17 protein-coding genes and 2 pseudogenes are annotated in these 16567 nt (G+C 69.8%); 8 read left to right on the forward strand and 11 right to left on the reverse strand.

The annotated features are described in order from the left end of the window. Positions 1–6: 6 nt before the first annotated feature. Entirely contained in the window at positions 7–495 is a 489-nt protein-coding gene (locus ACZ5NH_RS27975) for a glutathione peroxidase (protein ID WP_388630274.1), read from the reverse strand. Then, positions 492–1175: pseudogene (locus tag ACZ5NH_RS27980) on the reverse strand (ArsR/SmtB family transcription factor); the annotation flags it as partial. The gene ACZ5NH_RS27975 and the pseudogene ACZ5NH_RS27980, both read right to left, overlap by 4 nt. On the opposite strand from ACZ5NH_RS27980, the pseudogene ACZ5NH_RS27985 reads away from it, so the two are divergent. Further along, positions 1176–1754: pseudogene (locus ACZ5NH_RS27985) on the forward strand (MFS transporter); the annotation flags it as partial. On the opposite strand, the gene ACZ5NH_RS27990 reads toward ACZ5NH_RS27985, so the two are convergent. From ACZ5NH_RS27990 to ACZ5NH_RS28005, 4 genes are all read right to left on the reverse strand, one after another. Next, the gene (locus tag ACZ5NH_RS27990; protein ID WP_388630271.1) at positions 1693–2526 is read right to left on the reverse strand and encodes a slipin family protein; all 834 of its coding nucleotides are present in this window, start codon (positions 2524–2526) and stop codon (positions 1693–1695) included. The pseudogene ACZ5NH_RS27985 and the gene ACZ5NH_RS27990 overlap by 62 nt on opposite strands. 138 nt (positions 2527–2664) lie before the next feature. Next, positions 2665–3060: a hypothetical protein gene (locus ACZ5NH_RS27995; RefSeq protein ID WP_468779026.1), complete on the reverse strand. Its 396-nt coding sequence runs from the start codon at positions 3058–3060 to the stop codon at positions 2665–2667. Positions 3061–3754: 694 nt separating this feature from the next. Next, complete coding sequence (locus ACZ5NH_RS28000; protein ID WP_468779027.1) at positions 3755–4042, reverse strand: hypothetical protein; 288 nt, start codon at positions 4040–4042, stop codon at positions 3755–3757. Between the two features lie 338 nt (positions 4043–4380). Then, a complete protein-coding gene (locus tag ACZ5NH_RS28005) occupies positions 4381–4935 on the reverse strand; it encodes a DoxX family protein (RefSeq protein ID WP_468779029.1) in 555 nt (184 codons plus the stop codon). 196 nt (positions 4936–5131) lie between these two features. On the opposite strand from ACZ5NH_RS28005, the gene ACZ5NH_RS28010 reads away from it, so the two are divergent. Next, a complete protein-coding gene (locus ACZ5NH_RS28010; protein WP_468779031.1) occupies positions 5132–5305 on the forward strand; it encodes a hypothetical protein in 174 nt (57 codons plus the stop codon). Positions 5306–5603: 298 nt separating this feature from the next. Here ACZ5NH_RS28010 and ACZ5NH_RS28015 read toward each other — a convergent pair whose 3' ends face one another. From ACZ5NH_RS28015 to ACZ5NH_RS28030, 4 genes are all read right to left on the reverse strand, one after another. After that, positions 5604–6152, reverse strand: coding sequence for a DUF1062 domain-containing protein (locus tag ACZ5NH_RS28015; protein WP_468779033.1), 549 nt, complete (start codon positions 6150–6152; stop codon positions 5604–5606). A 195-nt stretch (positions 6153–6347) separates the two neighbouring features. Further along, positions 6348–6890 carry a GNAT family N-acetyltransferase gene (locus ACZ5NH_RS28020; protein ID WP_451553390.1) on the reverse strand — a complete coding sequence of 181 codons (543 nt, stop codon included), beginning with the start codon at positions 6888–6890 and terminating at the stop codon, positions 6348–6350. 93 nt (positions 6891–6983) lie between these two features. Then, entirely contained in the window at positions 6984–7358 is a 375-nt protein-coding gene (locus ACZ5NH_RS28025; RefSeq protein ID WP_468779035.1) for a VOC family protein, read from the reverse strand. A gap of 98 nt (positions 7359–7456) precedes the next feature. Next, positions 7457–7864, reverse strand: coding sequence for an ArsR/SmtB family transcription factor (locus ACZ5NH_RS28030; RefSeq protein WP_451553392.1), 408 nt, complete (start codon positions 7862–7864; stop codon positions 7457–7459). Positions 7865–8019: 155 nt separating this feature from the next. Between ACZ5NH_RS28030 and ACZ5NH_RS28035 the strand changes: the two genes are divergently transcribed. The 3 genes from ACZ5NH_RS28035 to ACZ5NH_RS28045 all read left to right on the forward strand — a co-directional run bounded on the left by ACZ5NH_RS28035 (position 8020) and on the right by ACZ5NH_RS28045 (position 11333). Next, a complete protein-coding gene (locus ACZ5NH_RS28035; protein WP_468779038.1) occupies positions 8020–9996 on the forward strand; it encodes a heavy metal translocating P-type ATPase in 1977 nt (658 codons plus the stop codon). Continuing rightward, positions 9993–10391, forward strand: coding sequence for a (2Fe-2S) ferredoxin domain-containing protein (locus tag ACZ5NH_RS28040; RefSeq protein WP_468779040.1), 399 nt, complete (start codon positions 9993–9995; stop codon positions 10389–10391). The genes ACZ5NH_RS28035 and ACZ5NH_RS28040 overlap by 4 nt, the downstream gene beginning before the upstream one ends. Positions 10392–10937: 546 nt before the next feature. Next, positions 10938–11333 (forward strand): LppU/SCO3897 family protein, encoded by a 396-nt coding sequence (locus ACZ5NH_RS28045; protein ID WP_468779042.1) that lies wholly within the window; start codon positions 10938–10940, stop codon positions 11331–11333. A 1455-nt stretch (positions 11334–12788) separates the two neighbouring features. On the opposite strand, the gene ACZ5NH_RS28050 is transcribed toward ACZ5NH_RS28045, so the two are convergent. Continuing rightward, positions 12789–12980 (reverse strand): hypothetical protein, encoded by a 192-nt coding sequence (locus ACZ5NH_RS28050; protein WP_388630214.1) that lies wholly within the window; start codon positions 12978–12980, stop codon positions 12789–12791. A gap of 486 nt (positions 12981–13466) precedes the next feature. Between ACZ5NH_RS28050 and ACZ5NH_RS28055 the strand changes: the two genes are divergently transcribed. The 3 genes from ACZ5NH_RS28055 to ACZ5NH_RS28065 all read left to right on the forward strand — a co-directional run. After that, positions 13467–13982, forward strand: a complete 516-nt coding sequence (locus tag ACZ5NH_RS28055) for a hypothetical protein (protein WP_468779044.1) — start codon at positions 13467–13469, stop codon at positions 13980–13982. A 60-nt stretch (positions 13983–14042) separates the two neighbouring features. Then, positions 14043–15602 carry a S1 family peptidase gene (locus ACZ5NH_RS28060; RefSeq protein WP_468779046.1) on the forward strand — a complete coding sequence of 520 codons (1560 nt, stop codon included), beginning with the start codon at positions 14043–14045 and terminating at the stop codon, positions 15600–15602. Between the two features lie 99 nt (positions 15603–15701). Further along, a partial coding sequence (locus ACZ5NH_RS28065; RefSeq protein WP_468779048.1) for an ALF repeat-containing protein occupies positions 15702–16567 on the forward strand: 866 nt, incomplete at its 3' end.

Here is a 16567-nt window from a genome sequence, read left to right on the forward strand (position 1 = left end):
CGCCGCTCAGCCGAGCTGGGCCTCGATGGCGGTCACGATCGCGTCGGACTCGGGCTCGGTCTGCGGCGAGAACCGGGCGACGACCGTGCCGTCCCGGCCGATCAGGAACTTCTCGAAGTTCCAGCGGATGTCGCCGGTGTGCCCCTCGGCGTCGGCGACGTCCACCAGGCGCTCGTACAGCGGGTGCCGGCCCTCGCCGTTCACCTCGACCTTCTCGGTGAGCGGGAAGGTCACGCCGTACGTCGCCGAGCAGAACTCCGCGATCTCCTCGGCGGTGCCGGGCTCCTGGCCGAGGAACTGGTTGCAGGGCACGCCGAGCACGGTGAAGCCACGGTCGGCGTACCGCTCCTGGAGCTTCTCCAGGCCGGTGTACTGGGGGGTGAGGCCGCACTTGGAGGCCACGTTGACGACGAGGACCGCCTTGCCGGCGTACTGGGCGAGGTTGGCGGGGCCGCCGGTGAGGGCGTCGATTTCGACATTCAGCACGTTGGTCATGACTGGATGCTAGGCGCTCGGAGGATTGGGCCGTCATGGGCCGTCTTTTGGCTGCCGGTCCGTCGTGGTTGCTCGCGCAGTTCCCCGCGCCCCTTTGGGGCGCGCTGTCCTACCGCTTCCACCAGGACGTTCCCGGCATCTGTGCGCCGGTACAACACCGACCGCCCCGCCCTCCGCCGCTCCACCAGCCCCGCATCCCTGAGCACCTTCAGATGGCGCCCCACCGAGCCCAGCCCCTGCCCGGTCACCGCCGTGAGCTGGGTGGTGCTCATGGGGGCGGCGAGGAGGACCAGGACCTCGGCCCGGGCCGGACCCAGAAGCGCGCCCAACGCGGACGGGACGGTCCTGATGCCCGCGTCGGCCAGGGCGCCGGCGCACGGGTAGACCGCCGCGTAGCGCACGCCGTCGTCCCAGGCGACCCAGCCCGCCCGCTGCACGGTCACCGGTACGAAGATCAGCTCGGCCCCGGAGATCTCGCGGGGCGGGTACTCGTGCAGGCTGATCTGGAGCAGGTTCTCGCCGAGCCAACGGGTGCGTCCGGGCCGCAGCTCGTCCAGCACGCTCACCCAGCCGCCCCGGCTCACCCGCGCGGTGCGCGCGACCACGTCCGCCTCCAGCACCCGCCGGCGCCGCTCCCAGGACGGCCGTACCGTCGCCTCCCACACCCACTCCAGGAGGACAACGCCCTGCTGTGGTCGTCCCGCCCGCGCCGCCTCACCTATCTGGGTCTGTGGCTGCCCAACGGCCTGGTCGTCGGCTGCGAGTCCCTGTACGTGTCGTACGCGCCGCACGCCGCGGGCACCCTGTTCGCCTGCGGGGCGTTCGGCATGTTCGCCGGAGATGTGACGGTGGGCCGGCTGCTGCCGCCCGCGGTACGCCGCCGCCTGGCCACGCCCCTGCTGCTTCTGCTGGCGACGCCGTACCTGGCGTTCTGCGCGCACTCGCCGCTGCCGGTGGCGGCGGTGTGCGTGACGGTCGCCTCGGTGGGCTTCGGTGCGAGCCTGGTGCAGCAGGAGCGGCTGATGGAGCTGACCCCGGGGGAGCTCGCCGGGCAGGCCCTGGGGCTGCACTCGTCCGGCATGCTGACCATGCAGGGCGTGAGCGCCGCGCTGGCCGGCGCGGTGGCCCAACTCACCTCGCCCGCCGCCGGGATGACCGTGATGGCGGCGGGCTCGGTGGCTGTGACACTGGTGCTCGCTACGGCTGCTCGGCGCTCTCCGCGGCCGGGGCGGGAGCCTGCTGCTGCCGAGGCACGCTGAGGTCGGCGTCGATCTTCTGCACGGTCCGGTCGAAGTAGCGCAACAGCTCGACGGGGAAGGGCATCACAAGGGTCGAGTTCTTCTCGGCGGCGACCTCGACGACCGTCTGGAGGAGCCGCAGCTGCATGGCCTCCGGGCTGTCGGACATGATCCTGGAGGCGTTGGCGAGCTGCTGTGCGGCCTGGAACTCACCGTCGGCGGTGATGACCCGGGCCCGCCGCTCCCGCTCGGCCTCGGCCTGCCGGGACATGGACCGCTTCAGTGACTCGGGCAGCTGTACGTCCTTGATCTCGACGCGGTCGATGTGAATGCCCCACCCGGCGGCCGGGCTGTCGATCATCAGAGCGAGCCCTTCGTGCAGCCGCTCCCGGTCACTCAACAGGTCGTCCAGATCGCTCTTTCCGATGATGGACCGCAGGGAGGACTGGGCGACCTGGCCGACGGCGAAGACGTAGTCCTGCACCTCGATGGCCGCGCGCGCCGGGTCGGTGACCCGGAAGTAGACGACCGCGTCGACCTTCACGGACACGTTGTCCTTGGTGATGCCCTCCTGGGTGGGCACGGGCATGGTCACGACCTGCACGTTGACCTTGCGCATACGGTCGGCGAAGGGGATCAGGAAGGTGATGCCCGGCTGCCGGTAGCCCGGCAGGGCCTTGCCCCACCGGAACACGACCCCGCGCTCCACCTGGTTGACCACCCGCATACCGCTCTTGAGCACGAGCAGCGCCAACAGCGCTACCACGACGACCGCCACCACGGTGCCTTCCATGGCACTCCATTCCTCACAACGGTACGGACACCGGGGAGGACACCGGCGGTGGCCGGATGGATGCGGTCACCCGCGTCACGAATCCGTCAAGGTTCCGCCGGCGGCCCGGTCCTGTGCGTAGGGCGGCGGGCGGCGCTGTCACCACTCGTCGTCGCAGACCACCCGGAAGCTGCCCACGGCGCTGTCGTCACCGAAGTTGAACAGGCCCTCGCGATCGAACAGGCCCTCGTGGAAGGTGCTCGTCACCACGCCACTGGTCTCCCCGTGGGGACCCACGACGGCGACCGGAGCCCCGTTGTCACAGTTAAAGCCCCGGAAGACCTCGATGGTCCTGTGGCTGTCGTTGAAAACGCTGAAGCTGCTGGCGCCCAGTCCGCTGGCCGCGGTGATGCATCCTTCGGCGGAGGCGGAGTAGGTACGTTCGTTGAAGAAGATCCTCCCGCCGTCCCAATGACCGCGGCCACGTCCGCCGCCGTCGCGCCCACCGCTGTCGCGTCCACCGCGGCCTTCGTTCCCGCCGCGGCCTTCGTTCATCTCTCCGCTTGCTTTCGTGTCGTTCGAGGAAGCCGCGGCAGGAGCGGCCTGTTGGACGGGCTGGGCCGCCGGGTGGGCAGGAGAGGCCGCCCGGTGGGCCGGATGCGCCACCGGATGGGCTGCCGGGTGGGCCGCCCGGTGGGCAGACGGGGATGCCGGGGCGGATCCGGCGGTCGTGGCGAAGGTGATGCCGGCGGCGGCAAGGACGGTCGCGCCTACTCCGGCGCCGATCACAGCAAAAGTACGCGGGGCCATGTCACTTCTCTCTGTCTCACGGACGTCGGCCCGGACGACCGACCTTCGATGAACGTACCGAGAGCTCTCATGACTGGCATTCCGGATATGTCCAGGGTGTGACAGCGTGAGCCCAGCCGGGTGGAAGCGCGGTCTTCGTCCCGTCGGTCCGCTTTCCCTGGTTCGGCTACGGCGGCGACCCGCGCCACTCCGGCCGGCCGGCCGCAGCGGCTCCGGGGACGGCGTCGTCCGGGCGGCGGGCCCGTCGACCCGTATCCCGTCCGGTCAGCAATTCCGCTGCCTGGTGGTGCGTGTGTTCCGCGGCGAGTTGAGCCTCGGCGACGACGTCACCGCGTTCGCGTATCAGGTACTCATAGATCGGCAGGCGATCGTTTCCGGGTGAGCTGTGTGTCATCGTCGGCCCAGTTTCATGGTGATCGATAAAGCGGTCGGTCAACTGTCAGGCTCGGTTGAGCCGGGCAGCGATCCCGTGGCCGATCAGCAGATACATGACGGCCGGGAGACCGCAATTGAGGGCAACGCGTAGACCCTCTGTGTGCATCGTGAAAATGTCCTGTGACCACCAGGACAGCCAGTCCGCCGTGCCCCGCACGAATTCGACGAAGATATTCGCGCGGTTCGCGTCGAGCAGGAACAACAGGACCCACAGGCCCAGCAGTCCCGCCGCGGTGTCGGCGATCGTGCAGATGGCGACGGCCGTACGCCGTGTGATGTCCCGGCTGCGCACAGGGCGGTCCGGGCCCGTGGGCTGGTGGTATGCCTGGTATCCGGGAGTCGGGCCGATGTTGTTCACAGGAAGAATCCGATCTGACGTTCTGACGCGGTGGCAGTATCGGCGCACCCGTGCCGGGGCGCCGAAATGCAGCCGGGTCGGCTCCCGGCTTCTTCCTGCTTCTGCGTTCCGCCCGCACTACGGTGTTACACCGCCGTCCGCGATGCTCCGAATATGGCCGTCTATACAGGCACTTGCCCACATGTTGATGCGCCAGGGCACTTTTCCGGACTGAATGCGGGAGTGTGATTCGGGGCCGGCACAGACCTCGGCCGCCGGTGTTCGCGCAATTCTCACAGGCCCAGCGTGATGGCGGCAGCGACGCCTCCGAGCCCCAACGCGAAGCCGGCTTCGAGCCAGCCGCCCCTGCCCCAGGGGAAGAACCGGTCGAGGGCCAGGCGGCCCGGCCCGATCGCCGCCACGGCCAGGGCGACGACGGCGATGCAGACGTTGTACTCCACGCCACCGTTCACGTCCCACAGGCCGTGGGCCCCCGTGACGGTCGCCATGGCGTTGATCATCGTGCCGATCAGGGCGGCGGCCGCGAGGGGTGTGAGAAGTCCCGCGGCCAGGCCGAGCCCGCCGAGGAACTCGGAGAGACCGCCGATCACCGCGAACACCTTCCCCGGGCGGAAGCCCAGACCGGCGAACCCCTTGCCGGTGGCCGTCAGACCCGGGCCCCCGAACAGGCCGAAGAGCTTCTGAGAGCCGTGTCCGGCCATGAACAGTCCGAAGGCCAGCCGCACCAGCAGAAGTCCCCAGTCGCCGGCGGACCCTCCTCGGTCCGGGGCCGGCCGGGTCGCCGGTCGCGTGGGAGTCGAGGACCTGCCCGTGTTGCGCTTCGTCATGAGAGTGCTCCGGTACGACGCCGGGTGCGTGGCGCCCCTACCGATACTTCCGTAACAACAGGGACCTCGCACATCGGACGCCGCGCGCCGTTCGAGACGAGACGGCGCCCCTGCCGGAGGCTGCGCCATGGGGTGGGTGTCGCCCGCCCCGCTGCCCTGGCCTGCAGTTCAGCGGCCCGCACGGAGGAGGAGCACCATGGCCGGACCCCGGCGGGGAACCGCGTCGGACGACGGAGCCGTACCGCACTCGCCCAAGGCCCCTCGGGCGAGCGCCCGCGAATCGGTGCGCCTCGCGCTGGTGACCGGCGCCCTCGGCGTGGTCTTCGGCAGGTGTGGGCACGCCGAACGCGGATCTGCGGGGGCGCCGTAGCCTGTGGCGGCGCCGGCGGTGGATGTCAGTGGAACAGCTCCGGCACCGGGCAGATCCCCAGAGGCTCATCCGGCCGGTCGGCCCAGCGCCACCAGACATGCCTACCGGTACACCTCCACAGGACCCGGCAGGTCCGCCGGGCTTCGTGCTCACGCGTGGCGAGGACGAAGCCGCCGAACCTCATGGGCAGGCTGCACTCGGGACAGGCCGGGCCTTCGTCGCTCATGCGGGCACCCTACGGAATCCGGAGTCCTGTCCGGCGGGTCCCGCCGGACAGGCCCGTGGTCCCGAGGCGGGCTCAGCGCTTGAGCGTGAAGGTGAAGTCGCCGGAGAGCCTGCCGCTCAGCCGGACCGCCGAAACGAGCTTCCCCTCCGCGATCAGTCCCTCGGCCTCGGCCCGCGAAAGACCGCAGCCCTCGGCGATCAGTCGCACCGGCCGGACAGGAATCCGCGCCGCGAAGCGGACCGAGACGTCGATCACCTCGCGGTCCAGGTGATCCGATCCGCCGGTGTCCAGGCGCCAGGTGCCCGCCCAGTCGAGGGCGATGCGATTACGGCGCCGCACGACCGGATCCTGGAGCAACTCGGCTGCCAGCCCAGGGTCGTTGCCATGCAGCCGGTCCAGCAGCTCAGGTCGTACGGAGCGCACGTTCATCCGCTCCAGAACCGTCAGCTTCGCGGTTTCCCCGCAGCCGGTACAGAGCACGAGGAGCCAGGCGTCGAGGAGCTTGTGGTTGGCGTTGACGCGAAATCTGCCGTCCGCCCGGAAGCGCTCGGACGCGCACGCGCGGCAACGGCGGAGGACGAGCGGCAGGCAGGTGGGCGCGACCACCCAGGTGTTGAGCACAGAAGTACACCGGTTTCAGTGAGAAGTCCGCAGCAAAAAGCGGCGCGGCGCACGAGGCGCGACGCGCGACCGATCAGCTCTCGGGGGGTCTCACAGGGTGTACAACGGCACGTCCTTGGCCAGACGACTTGGTTCGGCAGCACGGTAATGGCGCACAGCGGCGCCGCTCCACCGGTTTTCGAGCGGTGGGACAGCTCAGCCCTTCGAGCCCGGCTTCCAGTCCCGGACGAGCAGCCCGAGCAGCACCTCGTCCAGGAACTCGCCCATCACCCAGGCCGAGGAGCGCAGCACGCCCTCGCGGACGAAGCCGTTGCGCTCGGCGGAGCGCAGCATCGCGGCGTTGTCCGACAGCGTCTCGATCTGCAGCCGCTGCAGGCCGCGCACGACGAAACCGTAGTGGCACAGCACCGCGACCACGTCGGTGCCGTAGCCCTTGCCGCGGCAGGACGGCAACAGCCCCAGCCCGATGTGCGCGGACCGGTTGTGGTTGTCGATGCTCCACAGCGACGCGGTGCCGACCAGCGTGCCGCCGTCCAACTCCACCACGGAGAACGGGACGTGCCGCTGATCCTTGTCGTCCACCACGAGGGGCGAGTCCTTCGAGCCGGGCGTGATCGGCCGCCACGGCCGGCCTTGGGACCGCGAGGAGTTGACCACGTCGTCGTGCAGCTCGGCCTGCAGTATCGGGATGTCGTCCTCGTGCCGGGCCCTGAGCGCGACCTTGCTGCCCTTCAACATGCGGGCTTCCTATCCGACCGGGCCGACCGGCGGCAAACCATTAAAGACCGCGCACCGGGACCAAGCGACTTCCACCGCGACGGCCCGGCGGGCTCAGTGGAGGCAGAGGCAGAACGGATGGCCGGCCGGGTCCGCGTAGATCCGCCAGTTGGCCTCCGGGCGGAGCTGGTCCGTCCGCTCCAGCACGGTCGCGCCGAGGGCGAGTGCCCGCTTCTCCTCGCAGTCGAGGTCGTCCACGTCGAAGTCCAGGTGGAGCTGTTGCGGGCGCTCCTGGCCGGGCCATTCGGGCGCCTGGTAGCCGTCCACCCGCTGGCAGGCCAGCGGCGTCCCCTCGAACCCGTGCACCTCGACCCAGTCGGGTTCCTCCGGATCCGCGACCACCCGCCCGCCGAGCAGGTCCGCGTAGAACTCCGCGAGCTGTACCGGATCGGCGCAGTCCAGCGCGACCGCCTGCAGCTTTCGAATCACTTCCGACACCCCTCGCTCTTCGGCCGCTACCGCGACACCCCTGTACGGGAGGGTCGTACCCGCCGCGGCGGCGGGCATGCCGCTGCCGCTCGGGGTGCTCAGCGTGCCCCGGCCGTCACGGCGGCCGGGGTGTCGGCCGAGGTCTCGGCGGGGGTGTCGCGCAGGCCGAGGCGCAGGTGCTCGACGTGGTAGAGGGCCTGTTCCAGGAGTTCGGCGACGTGGTTGTCGTAGAGGGCGTAGATGACCGAGCGGCCCCGGCGCTCGCCGGTGACCAGGCCGAGGTTGCGCAGCAGCCGGAGCTGGTGGGAGCAGGCGGACTGCTCCATGCCGACGGCGTCGGCGAGTTCCGTCGCCGCGCACGGGCCCTCCTGGAGGCGGGCGAGGATCCGCAGCCGGGAGGGCGTGGCCAGCGCCTGGAGGGTGGCGGCCACATCGGAGGCGCCCACGGTCTCCAGACGCTCACGCGCGGTGGCTTTGGTCTTGGCGGCGTCAGCTCGGTGGCCCATGGCCTTCATCCTACGGAGAACCATTCATGAACGCATGAATCAGTCTTCATGCAGTCCTGTACGGTGGGGGAAGCGGCGCCTGCCCCGGGCTGCCCGCGATCTCGTTGTTCCCTCGTGCCTTTGTGCTTGTGCCTTTGTGAAGGACCGCCTCTCCGATGACATCCACGCTCGTTCCGGCACCCGTCCGCACCGCCGGCGCACGGGGTGACGGCGCGCCCCGGCGGCGCACCCGCGTCTTCGCGCTTCCCGAGGCGCGCTGGGCGGCCGCGGCCACGGTCCTGTTCCTGCTCGCGCTCCCGTTGCAGCTGACCGGTGCACCGGCGTGGGCGTGGGGGCCGCTGTACGCGCTCACCTATGCGGCCGGCGGCTGGGAGCCGGGCTGGGCGGGTCTGCGGGCGCTGCGGGAGAAGACCCTCGACGTCGACCTGCTGATGGTCGTCGCCGCGCTCGGGGCGGCGGCGATCGGGCAGGTGATGGACGGGGCGCTGCTGATCGTCATCTTTGCCACGTCGGGGGCGCTGGAGGCGCTGGCCACCGCGCGCACGGCCGACTCGGTGCGGGGGCTGCTCGACCTGGCGCCGGCCACCGCCACCCGCGTCGACGCGGACGGCGACGAAGCCGTCGTGACCGTGGAGGAGCTGTCCGTCGGCGATGTCGTCCTCGTGCGGCCCGGCGAGCGCATCGGCGCCGACGGGCGGGTGCTCGACGGGGCGAGCGAGGTCGACCAGGCGACCATCACCGGCGAACCGCTGCCCGTGGCCAAGGAGAAGGACGACGAGGTCTTCGCGGGCACCCTCAACGGCGCCGGCGCCCTGCGCGTCCGCGTCGAGCGCGGGGCCTCCGACACGGTGATCGCCCGGATCGTGCGGATGGTGGAGGAGGCATCGCAGACCAAGGCGCCCACCCAGCTGTTCATCGAGAAGGTCGAACAGCGGTACTCGCTGGGCATGGTGGCGGCGACCCTCGCCGTGTTCCTGCTGCCGCTCGCCTTCGGCGCGGACCTCACCGGCTCCCTCCTGAGGGCGATGACCTTCATGATCGTGGCGTCGCCCTGCGCGGTCGTCCTGGCGACCATGCCGCCACTGCTGTCGGCGATCGCGAACGCCGGCCGGCACGGGGTGCTGGTCAAGTCCGCGGTGGTGATGGAGCGGCTGGGTGAGGTCGACGCGGTGGCGCTCGACAAGACCGGGACGCTGACCGAGGGCACGCCGCGCCTCACCGACGTACGGCCGCTGACCGGATCCGGTCTGGACGAGGCGGAGCTGCTGGCGCTGGCGGCCGGGGCCGAGCACCCGAGTGAGCACCCGCTGGCCCGGGCGGTGGTGGCCGCGGCACGCGAGCGCGGACTCGCTCTCGCGGTGGCGGAGCACTTCGACTCCACACCCGGCGTCGGGGTGACCGCGGCTGTCGACGGGCGGGTGGTCGCGGTCGGGGCTCCGGCGCGCCTCCTCGGCGGCGCGACGGACGCCGCGTCCGCGCGAGCCGCCGCCCTCGCCGGTGGATTGGAGGAGGACGGGCGGACCACGGTGCTGGTCATGGCGGACGGTGCGCCCGTGGGCCTGCTGGGCATCGCCGACCGGCTGCGCGCCGACGCCGACCCGACCGTCTCCTCCCTGACGACCCTCACCGGCACCGCGCCGCTGCTGGTGACCGGTGACAACCCACGTGCCGCCGCCCGCCTCGCGGCCGAGGTCGGCATCGAGGACGTCCGTGCCGGACTGCTGCCCCAGCACAAAGTGGACGCGGTCCGGGAACTGGAGAAGTCCGGCCGCAAGGTGATGGTGGTCGGCGACGGCGTCAACGACGCCCCCGCGCTGGCCGCCGCGCACACCGGTGTCGCCATGGGCCGGGCGGGCTCGGACCTGGCGCTGGAGACCGCCGACCTCGTGATCGTCCGCGACGAACTGGCCACCGTCCCCGCCGTGATCTCCCTGTCCCGGCGCGCCCGCGCCCTCGTGGTGCAGAACCTGGTGATCGCCGCGGTGGGCATCGCCGGCCTGGTGGTCTGGGACCTGGCCGGCGCCCTGCCGCTGCCGCTCGGCGTCGCGGGCCACGAGGGCTCCACCGTCATCGTCGGCCTCAACGGCCTGCGGCTGCTGCGCGAGGCGGCCTGGCGGCGGGCCGCGGAGTGAGCCGCCGCAAGCCTCCCGCCCGGGCGGCGGCGCCCCGGTGCACGGTGACCGTGTGCCGGGGCTGCTGCTGCGGCACGGACAGGATTCCCGGCGTCGACCACGCGGCCCAACTCGCCACGCTGAAGGCGGAACTCGAAGCGGTTGCCCAGGTGCGGGTGGTGAACTGCCTCGACGCCTGCGAGCAGGCCAACGTCATCGTCGTACAGCCGTCCCCGGCCGGCCGGGCGGCAGGAGGGCGGCCGGTCTGGCTCGGCCTGGTCAACGACCCCGAGGCGACCGCCGACATCACCGCGTGGGTACGGGCGGGCGGGCCGGGTCTCGCCGAACCGCCCGACATCCTCGACCTGTACGCCTTCGCTCCGTCCCGGCGCGTCCGGAGAGCCGTGGAGGACTGAGACCGACCCGGCCACGCGAAGCGCCGCGCGACTCCGCCGACGCCGTGCTTGGATTCGCAGCTTCGGTGACGCGCCCCGCCCGGATCGGAAGGGGCCACCTGACGCAGAACCAGCCCGCGACTACCGACGGGGTGGTGGGCATGGTGGCATCGACCGAACTCAACGCCATCCTCACCCCTGACGAGCCGACCACTCTCGCTGCCCACATGGTGCCGGAAGTACAGGACCCGAACTGCGACGCCGTCTACGACCTAACTCGTTGGGCGTAGCACAATCCCCGCCGGCTGACAGACGATCTACCCCGCAGCCTGCCGCCCAGGACCAGCGCGAACACCTCGGAGGGCGATCGGACCAGCCCGTTAACCTGCCGCTTCAGTTGGTGGAGGATCACGGGCTCGCACTTGCTGCGGTCCTGTCCCCCTGCCCATCGAAAGCAGCCCTCGATGTTGACGGGCAGGACCAACCGGGGGCGGCGGCGAACTGCCAGTACAGGCAGGTGGGTTAGATTCGTGATCGCCTTCGCCCCCACTGTCTGAGGAACTGCCCGTGTCTCAAACACCGCTCCAGGGCGGCATGAAAGCCTCGTACACTCCGGAGCAGATACGGCGCAACCGCCTGATCTTCCTCGCCCTGGTCCTTGTCATAGCGGGCCTGGTGGCGTTCGTGACCTTGGGCCCGCACGACACGAAGGACCAGTCCGCGACGCTCAAGGCCGGTGACTGCTTCCAGAACATCGGGACCGACAAGGAAGCGAAGACCAAGAAGCTCGACTGCACTGACCCGCATGCCGATTACAAGGTCCTGAAGATGGACAAGGAGGGTGTCGTCGATACCTTCTCGTGTTCCGACGTCCCAGGCACGACCGGCTCGCTCACCCAGCTGGGCCCAGGCGGATCGTTCGTCGTCTGCTTCAAGGAAAACGACGAGAAGGGCAAGAAATAGCAGGGAACAGCCTGCCCTTGCCAAGGGAGGTCACACACCGTGCATTACGCGCGACAGTCCCTCGTGGCTGTGCGCTGAAGACACCTCAGAGGTGCTTCATGCGGCGCTGTTCATGCGCGAAGCTGCAGCTCTACCGGTTCCATGGTCAGCGGCCGTGCATCGGCCCTCTCTGGATCGGGATTTGCTGGCTGTCCAGTGGCTGGCGTGGTGGAGGAAACTGGTCCGCCATGAGATGAGCGAGATTCACCGCAGTCATGGCGGGGACGGCGATGATGCACCGCAACTCCAGGCCCTGGTATGGCAGAATTTCCGGGAGTCTCTGTTGTCGGCCGAAAAAATCAAACGTAGGCCCCTCCGTGTGTCGGCGTCCCCCCGACACTCATCAAGAGTGTTGCCGAGAACGTCGCCGTGACGCATGGCGTTGCCCCAGCAGACGTCACGGGGGCAATCCGCGTTCTTGACGTTGAAGGAATCTGGTCAACGCCGACAGGCCCAGGCTGCATGCTCTGCTCTACTGCGGCAGCAGCCGACTCGTACTTCCCGGCAGCTTTGCTGCGTGACACTTTCGTCTCCGGGCTCGGGGCGTAGTGGAGCGGCCGTGAGCGAGGTGGGCGCCGCCTCTGCCCCCTGTCCGAGGCGAAGCGACAGGCGTTTCCTGTTGGGCGTGGTGGACCGCGACGGGCCCTCGGCTCGACGGACGGCCCCCACGGGATCGCGCGCGGCCTCCCTGAGCCTGGCTGCCGGCCTCTCAATGAAGGCCATCCAGGCCCTCCTCGGGCACGCCTCGTACTCGCTCACCGCGGACACGTACACCTCGCTCATGCCCCAGTTCGAGAAGGAGGCCGCAGACGCCCGTCGCGCTGGTGCCCTGCAAGGACGCGGAGCAGGCCGACGGCAATCCCGCTGCCGCTGAGGCGACTTCGGAGACGGAGCCGCCGTCGAGGCTGTACCTCGTCAAGCCCGACGTGAGCGTGAGCGGGGACAGCGAATTCCGTGACCAGGGCATCGCTTGGCGTTACGTCCCGGCATTGTCCCCGCACACACGAAAACGGTCCCCTCGGAGATCACTCCGAGGGGACCGTTCACTGCTCCGTGCCTGGTCAGACACAGTGCCCCCGGCAGGATTCGAACCTGCGACACCCGCTTTAGGAGAGCAACAGAGCCTGTAGCCAGTGGCTCCTACCTGCATCGTTCGTCTTCATGAGGACACCTGGAGTGTCTGTGAGTGCAGGTTTCGCCTGTGGTTCACGGCTAGAAACACGGCTCCTCAGATGCGGCCTGAGCGGGTGTCTCCTACGGCGTCGTCAGAACGTTGGAGTGCGATGGGCCCGTTGTTTGAGGAACCGGACGCGCCTGAGGTGACGGCCCGCGCCCGTATCGAGGAACTGCGGTAGCTGGTCGGGGAGTTGACTGAGTTGCTGGAGCGCGAGGAGGTGGTGCTGCCGCGGCTGGAGATCACCGGGAGATGGTTACCGAGATCCTCGGTGAGGCCGGAATGCAGGCGCCGCCCAGGCGGCCGGTGGGCTTCTCGATCAGGAGGAACCGCCCTTTGTGCTCGATCAGAGCCGCGGTAGCCGGGGCCTGGATGCCGTCACCGTGGGTGCGGATGACGAGGTCGTCGGCCAGGCGTTCAAAAGTCGAGGTCACGGCAGTCTCCGCATGGAGATGACGTCGGGACGGGGTGGCAGTGCCGGACGGGCGGCTTCAGGGGGGCCAGCAGCGCGATCATGCTGATGAGCTGCCGGCAGTGAGGGCAGTCGCGGGGCGCGGCGGACTCCAGCGGTTCTCTGGCAGGCGATAGTTGATGGGGCGGCGCGGTGGCACGGGCGATGGGTTTGGGCGGGAGCGGAAGTTCCGGCCTCGGGGGAGCCGGCAGTTCCGGCACAGAGGCGCGTTCGGTGGTTTGGGGGGCAGTGGCGCCGTCGATGGCGGCCTGGATGCCGTATGTCCCTCCCGACTGTGCACGCCCTATGGAGGTTCCATGGACTTCCTATGGTGATGGTCATGTTGTTTTCGATCTGACGCTGCTTTAGGGTCTGGCTCGACCACTTATTTTTGCTTTACGTCTGTGTGCGCGGGGGGCTGCAGATGTTATGTCGTCATGCCGTCACCCGTGCCTGGAAAGGAATTCGGGTGACTCCTCGTATGCGCAGGATGCTCCCGGTCGCGGGGGTTGCTGTCTTTCTGGCGCTGGCGGGCACGCCGATGCTCGCGTCCGCCGACCCGCAGCCGACAGGGGGAACCACGCCGCCGTCCGCGGTGGAGGACTACGCGTATCCGAACGCGGATCAGATCCAGCGGGATCAGGGCATCAAGCTGATCAAGGGCGACGGGCACATCACCCTCGCCAAGTGCGACGACTCGGCTCAGCAGATCAAGGTCCTGACCGTGCAGGGGCAGAGCGGGGATTCTCAGGGCTCCTACTGCTTCAAGGCTTCCACGAAGTCGGGGTATCTCACGCTGGAACTGCCGCGGGTGTTCGCGCTGGAGACCGCCGACCATCCCATCAGCGCGGATCTGCGGCCGCAGGCGGATCCCTCGGCGCCGGTGAAGACGGTGACCGTGGACAAGAACGGCTACCAGAGCGTGGGCGAGGGCGCGGCCGGCGGCGCTCCGGCCGTGCTGCTGGAACTGCGGGTCACCGGCTGACCGGCCCCGCCTTCCGCTGCCTCTCCCGCCCTTTCTCGCACGACAGCAAGGAATGTTTTCATGTCTGGGTTTCGTCCGCGCGCCGCGTGGACCGGCGGCCTGATCGCCGCCACCTCGCTGGCCGCCGCCGCTCTGACGGCCGCTCCCGCCACCGCCGTGTCCGGCCCGACCGCTTCTGCCACGGTCTCGGCCGCCACCGCCCGCCTCGACGTCGGCGGCCAGCGCGGCTGTTCGGCCACCCTGGTGGCCCCGCAGTGGCTGCTGACCGCCGCGAGCTGCTTCACCGACACCCCGGGCGGCACGCTCGCGTCCGGTGCGCCGAAGCTGAAGACGACCGCCACCATCGGTGGCGGCGCCCAGCAGGTGGTGAGCCTGGTGCCGCGCACGGACCGTGACGTGGTGATGGCCCAACTGGCCAAGCCCGTCAGCGGCATCACCCCCATCGCGGTGGCTGGCGCCGCGCCCGCGGCTGGGGACGAGGTCCAGGCCGCAGGGTTCGGGCGTACCCACGACGAGTGGGTGCCCGACCAGGTCCACGCGGCCGCCTTCACCGTCCAGAACACCGCCGCCACCACCCTCGCCTTGGCCGGCAAGTCCGACGGCGCCTCGATCTGCAAGGGCGACACCGGCGGTGGGGTGCTGAGCACCACCGGAGCCATCGTGGGTGTCAGCAGCCTGTCCTGGCAGGGCGCTTGCCTGGGCACCGATGCGGCCGAGACCCGCACCGGGGCGGTGGCCGCCCGGGTCGACGACCTCGCTTCCTGGATCGGGCAGGTCGCCTACGCCCCCGTCTTCGCGGCCGCGCCGTGGAAGCACGCCGTGCAGATCACGGCCGGCTACTACGCGGGCGACTCCGCGGGCGGCACGCGGCACATGGACCTGATCGTCGTCTGGGACGACGGCGAGGTCACCCTCTACCAGGGCGGCTACGACAACGACCCCGCCCGCCCCTTCGCCGCGGAACACCAGCTCATGCCCGGGAAGAGCATCTGGACGCACGCCGTCGACGTGACCGGTGTCAACACCGGTGGCGGCACCGACGGAGTCGTGGTGCGGTGGAGTGACGGCGAGATGACCCTCTACACCACGGTCGATGCCAAGGGCTTCCACGGCGAGAAGCAGCTCGCCGCGCCGAACAGCGCCGAGTGGAAGGACGACGCCCGGCAGCTGACCGGCGGCCGCTTCACCGCGAACGGCCTGCGCGACGACCTGCTGGTCACCTGGAACGACGGCCACGTCTCCGTCTTCAGCGACGTGGCGGTCAACGGGCTGAAGAAGCAGACCCAGACCGTCGCCAAGAACAACACCTGGCCCTACGCCGAGAAACTCGCCACCGGCTCCTTCACCGGCAAGAACACCGACGACCTGCTGGTGCGCTGGATCGACGGTGAGACCACCATCTACCCCGGTATGACCGGCAAGGCCCTGCCCGGAGAGATCAGGATCCGGCCGGCCAAGTCGTACTGGACCAACGCGGCCGCCATCACCGTCGGCGCCTTCAGCACCAACACCACCGCCAACGACATCCTCGTGCGCTGGAACGACGGCCACGTCAGCTACTTCACCGGCGTCGACGCCAAGGGCCTCCACGACGAGATCCAGCTCGCACCCGCCAACTGACACACCCGCACTTCACTGGACAACGGACGATACGAGAGACAGTTGAAGAAGAGGAACCCCGCGACCATCGCGGTAAGAAGGGGTGCGCATGCGACACGGATGCTCTGTCTGTGTCTGCTGCCGCTCGCACTCATAGCCGGTCTGCTCGGGAGCTCGGCCTCCCGTGCGATGGCCGACGGCACTCCGACCGGTGGCGGCAGTGCCGCCACCGACGAGGTGGCCGACCGTACTCAGGCGCTCGACCTGTGGTCATCGGGTGGCTCCGAGGTACGGGCCGCCGCGGAAGTCGCTCTGACCGGCAGCGAAGACGACGTACGGCACTTCCTTGCCACGGCGAACGACGCCACGTTCCAGGACGAGCGCATTACCGTGGCCCAGCTCGCCAGCATGGGCGGGCTGAACCTGCAAGAGGCCGCCCGCAAGGCTCTGGACGGAACCCAGAACGACCTTGAGGACTTCCTGGACGAGGGCTGGCAGGACCCGCTGTTCCAGGATCAGCGGGTTCAGGTCGCGCAGATCATCGACGCGGGCGGCCCGGAGGTCAAGAAGGCCGGCCAGGCCGCGCTGAACGGGACACCTGGGGACATCAAAGCGTTCCTGTCCACGGGTCAGTTCGACCGGCGGGCGCAGGACGAGCGGGTCGAGGTCGCGCAGATCATCAGCGCGGGCGGCTCCAACGTGGCGGCCGCGGGCCGGATCGCGTTGAACGGTTCGGCGGACGACATCCACGAGTTCCTGGAGGTCGGCCAGTACGTCGCGCGTGCCCGTGATCAGGAGCACGCCACGGTCGCCCAGCTCGCCGACCAGGCCAAGAAGGCCGGCAGCAAGGCGGCGGCGCAGACCAAGGCGGCCAAGGACGCCTCCGCGCGCGCCGTGACGGCGGCGAAGCTGGCCAAGGAGGCCGCGCAGAAGGCGGCGGCCGAGACCCAGGCGGCCAAGAACGACTCCCTGCACGCCGCAACCGC

Source organism: Streptomyces sp. NPDC031426 (assembly GCF_055581585.1).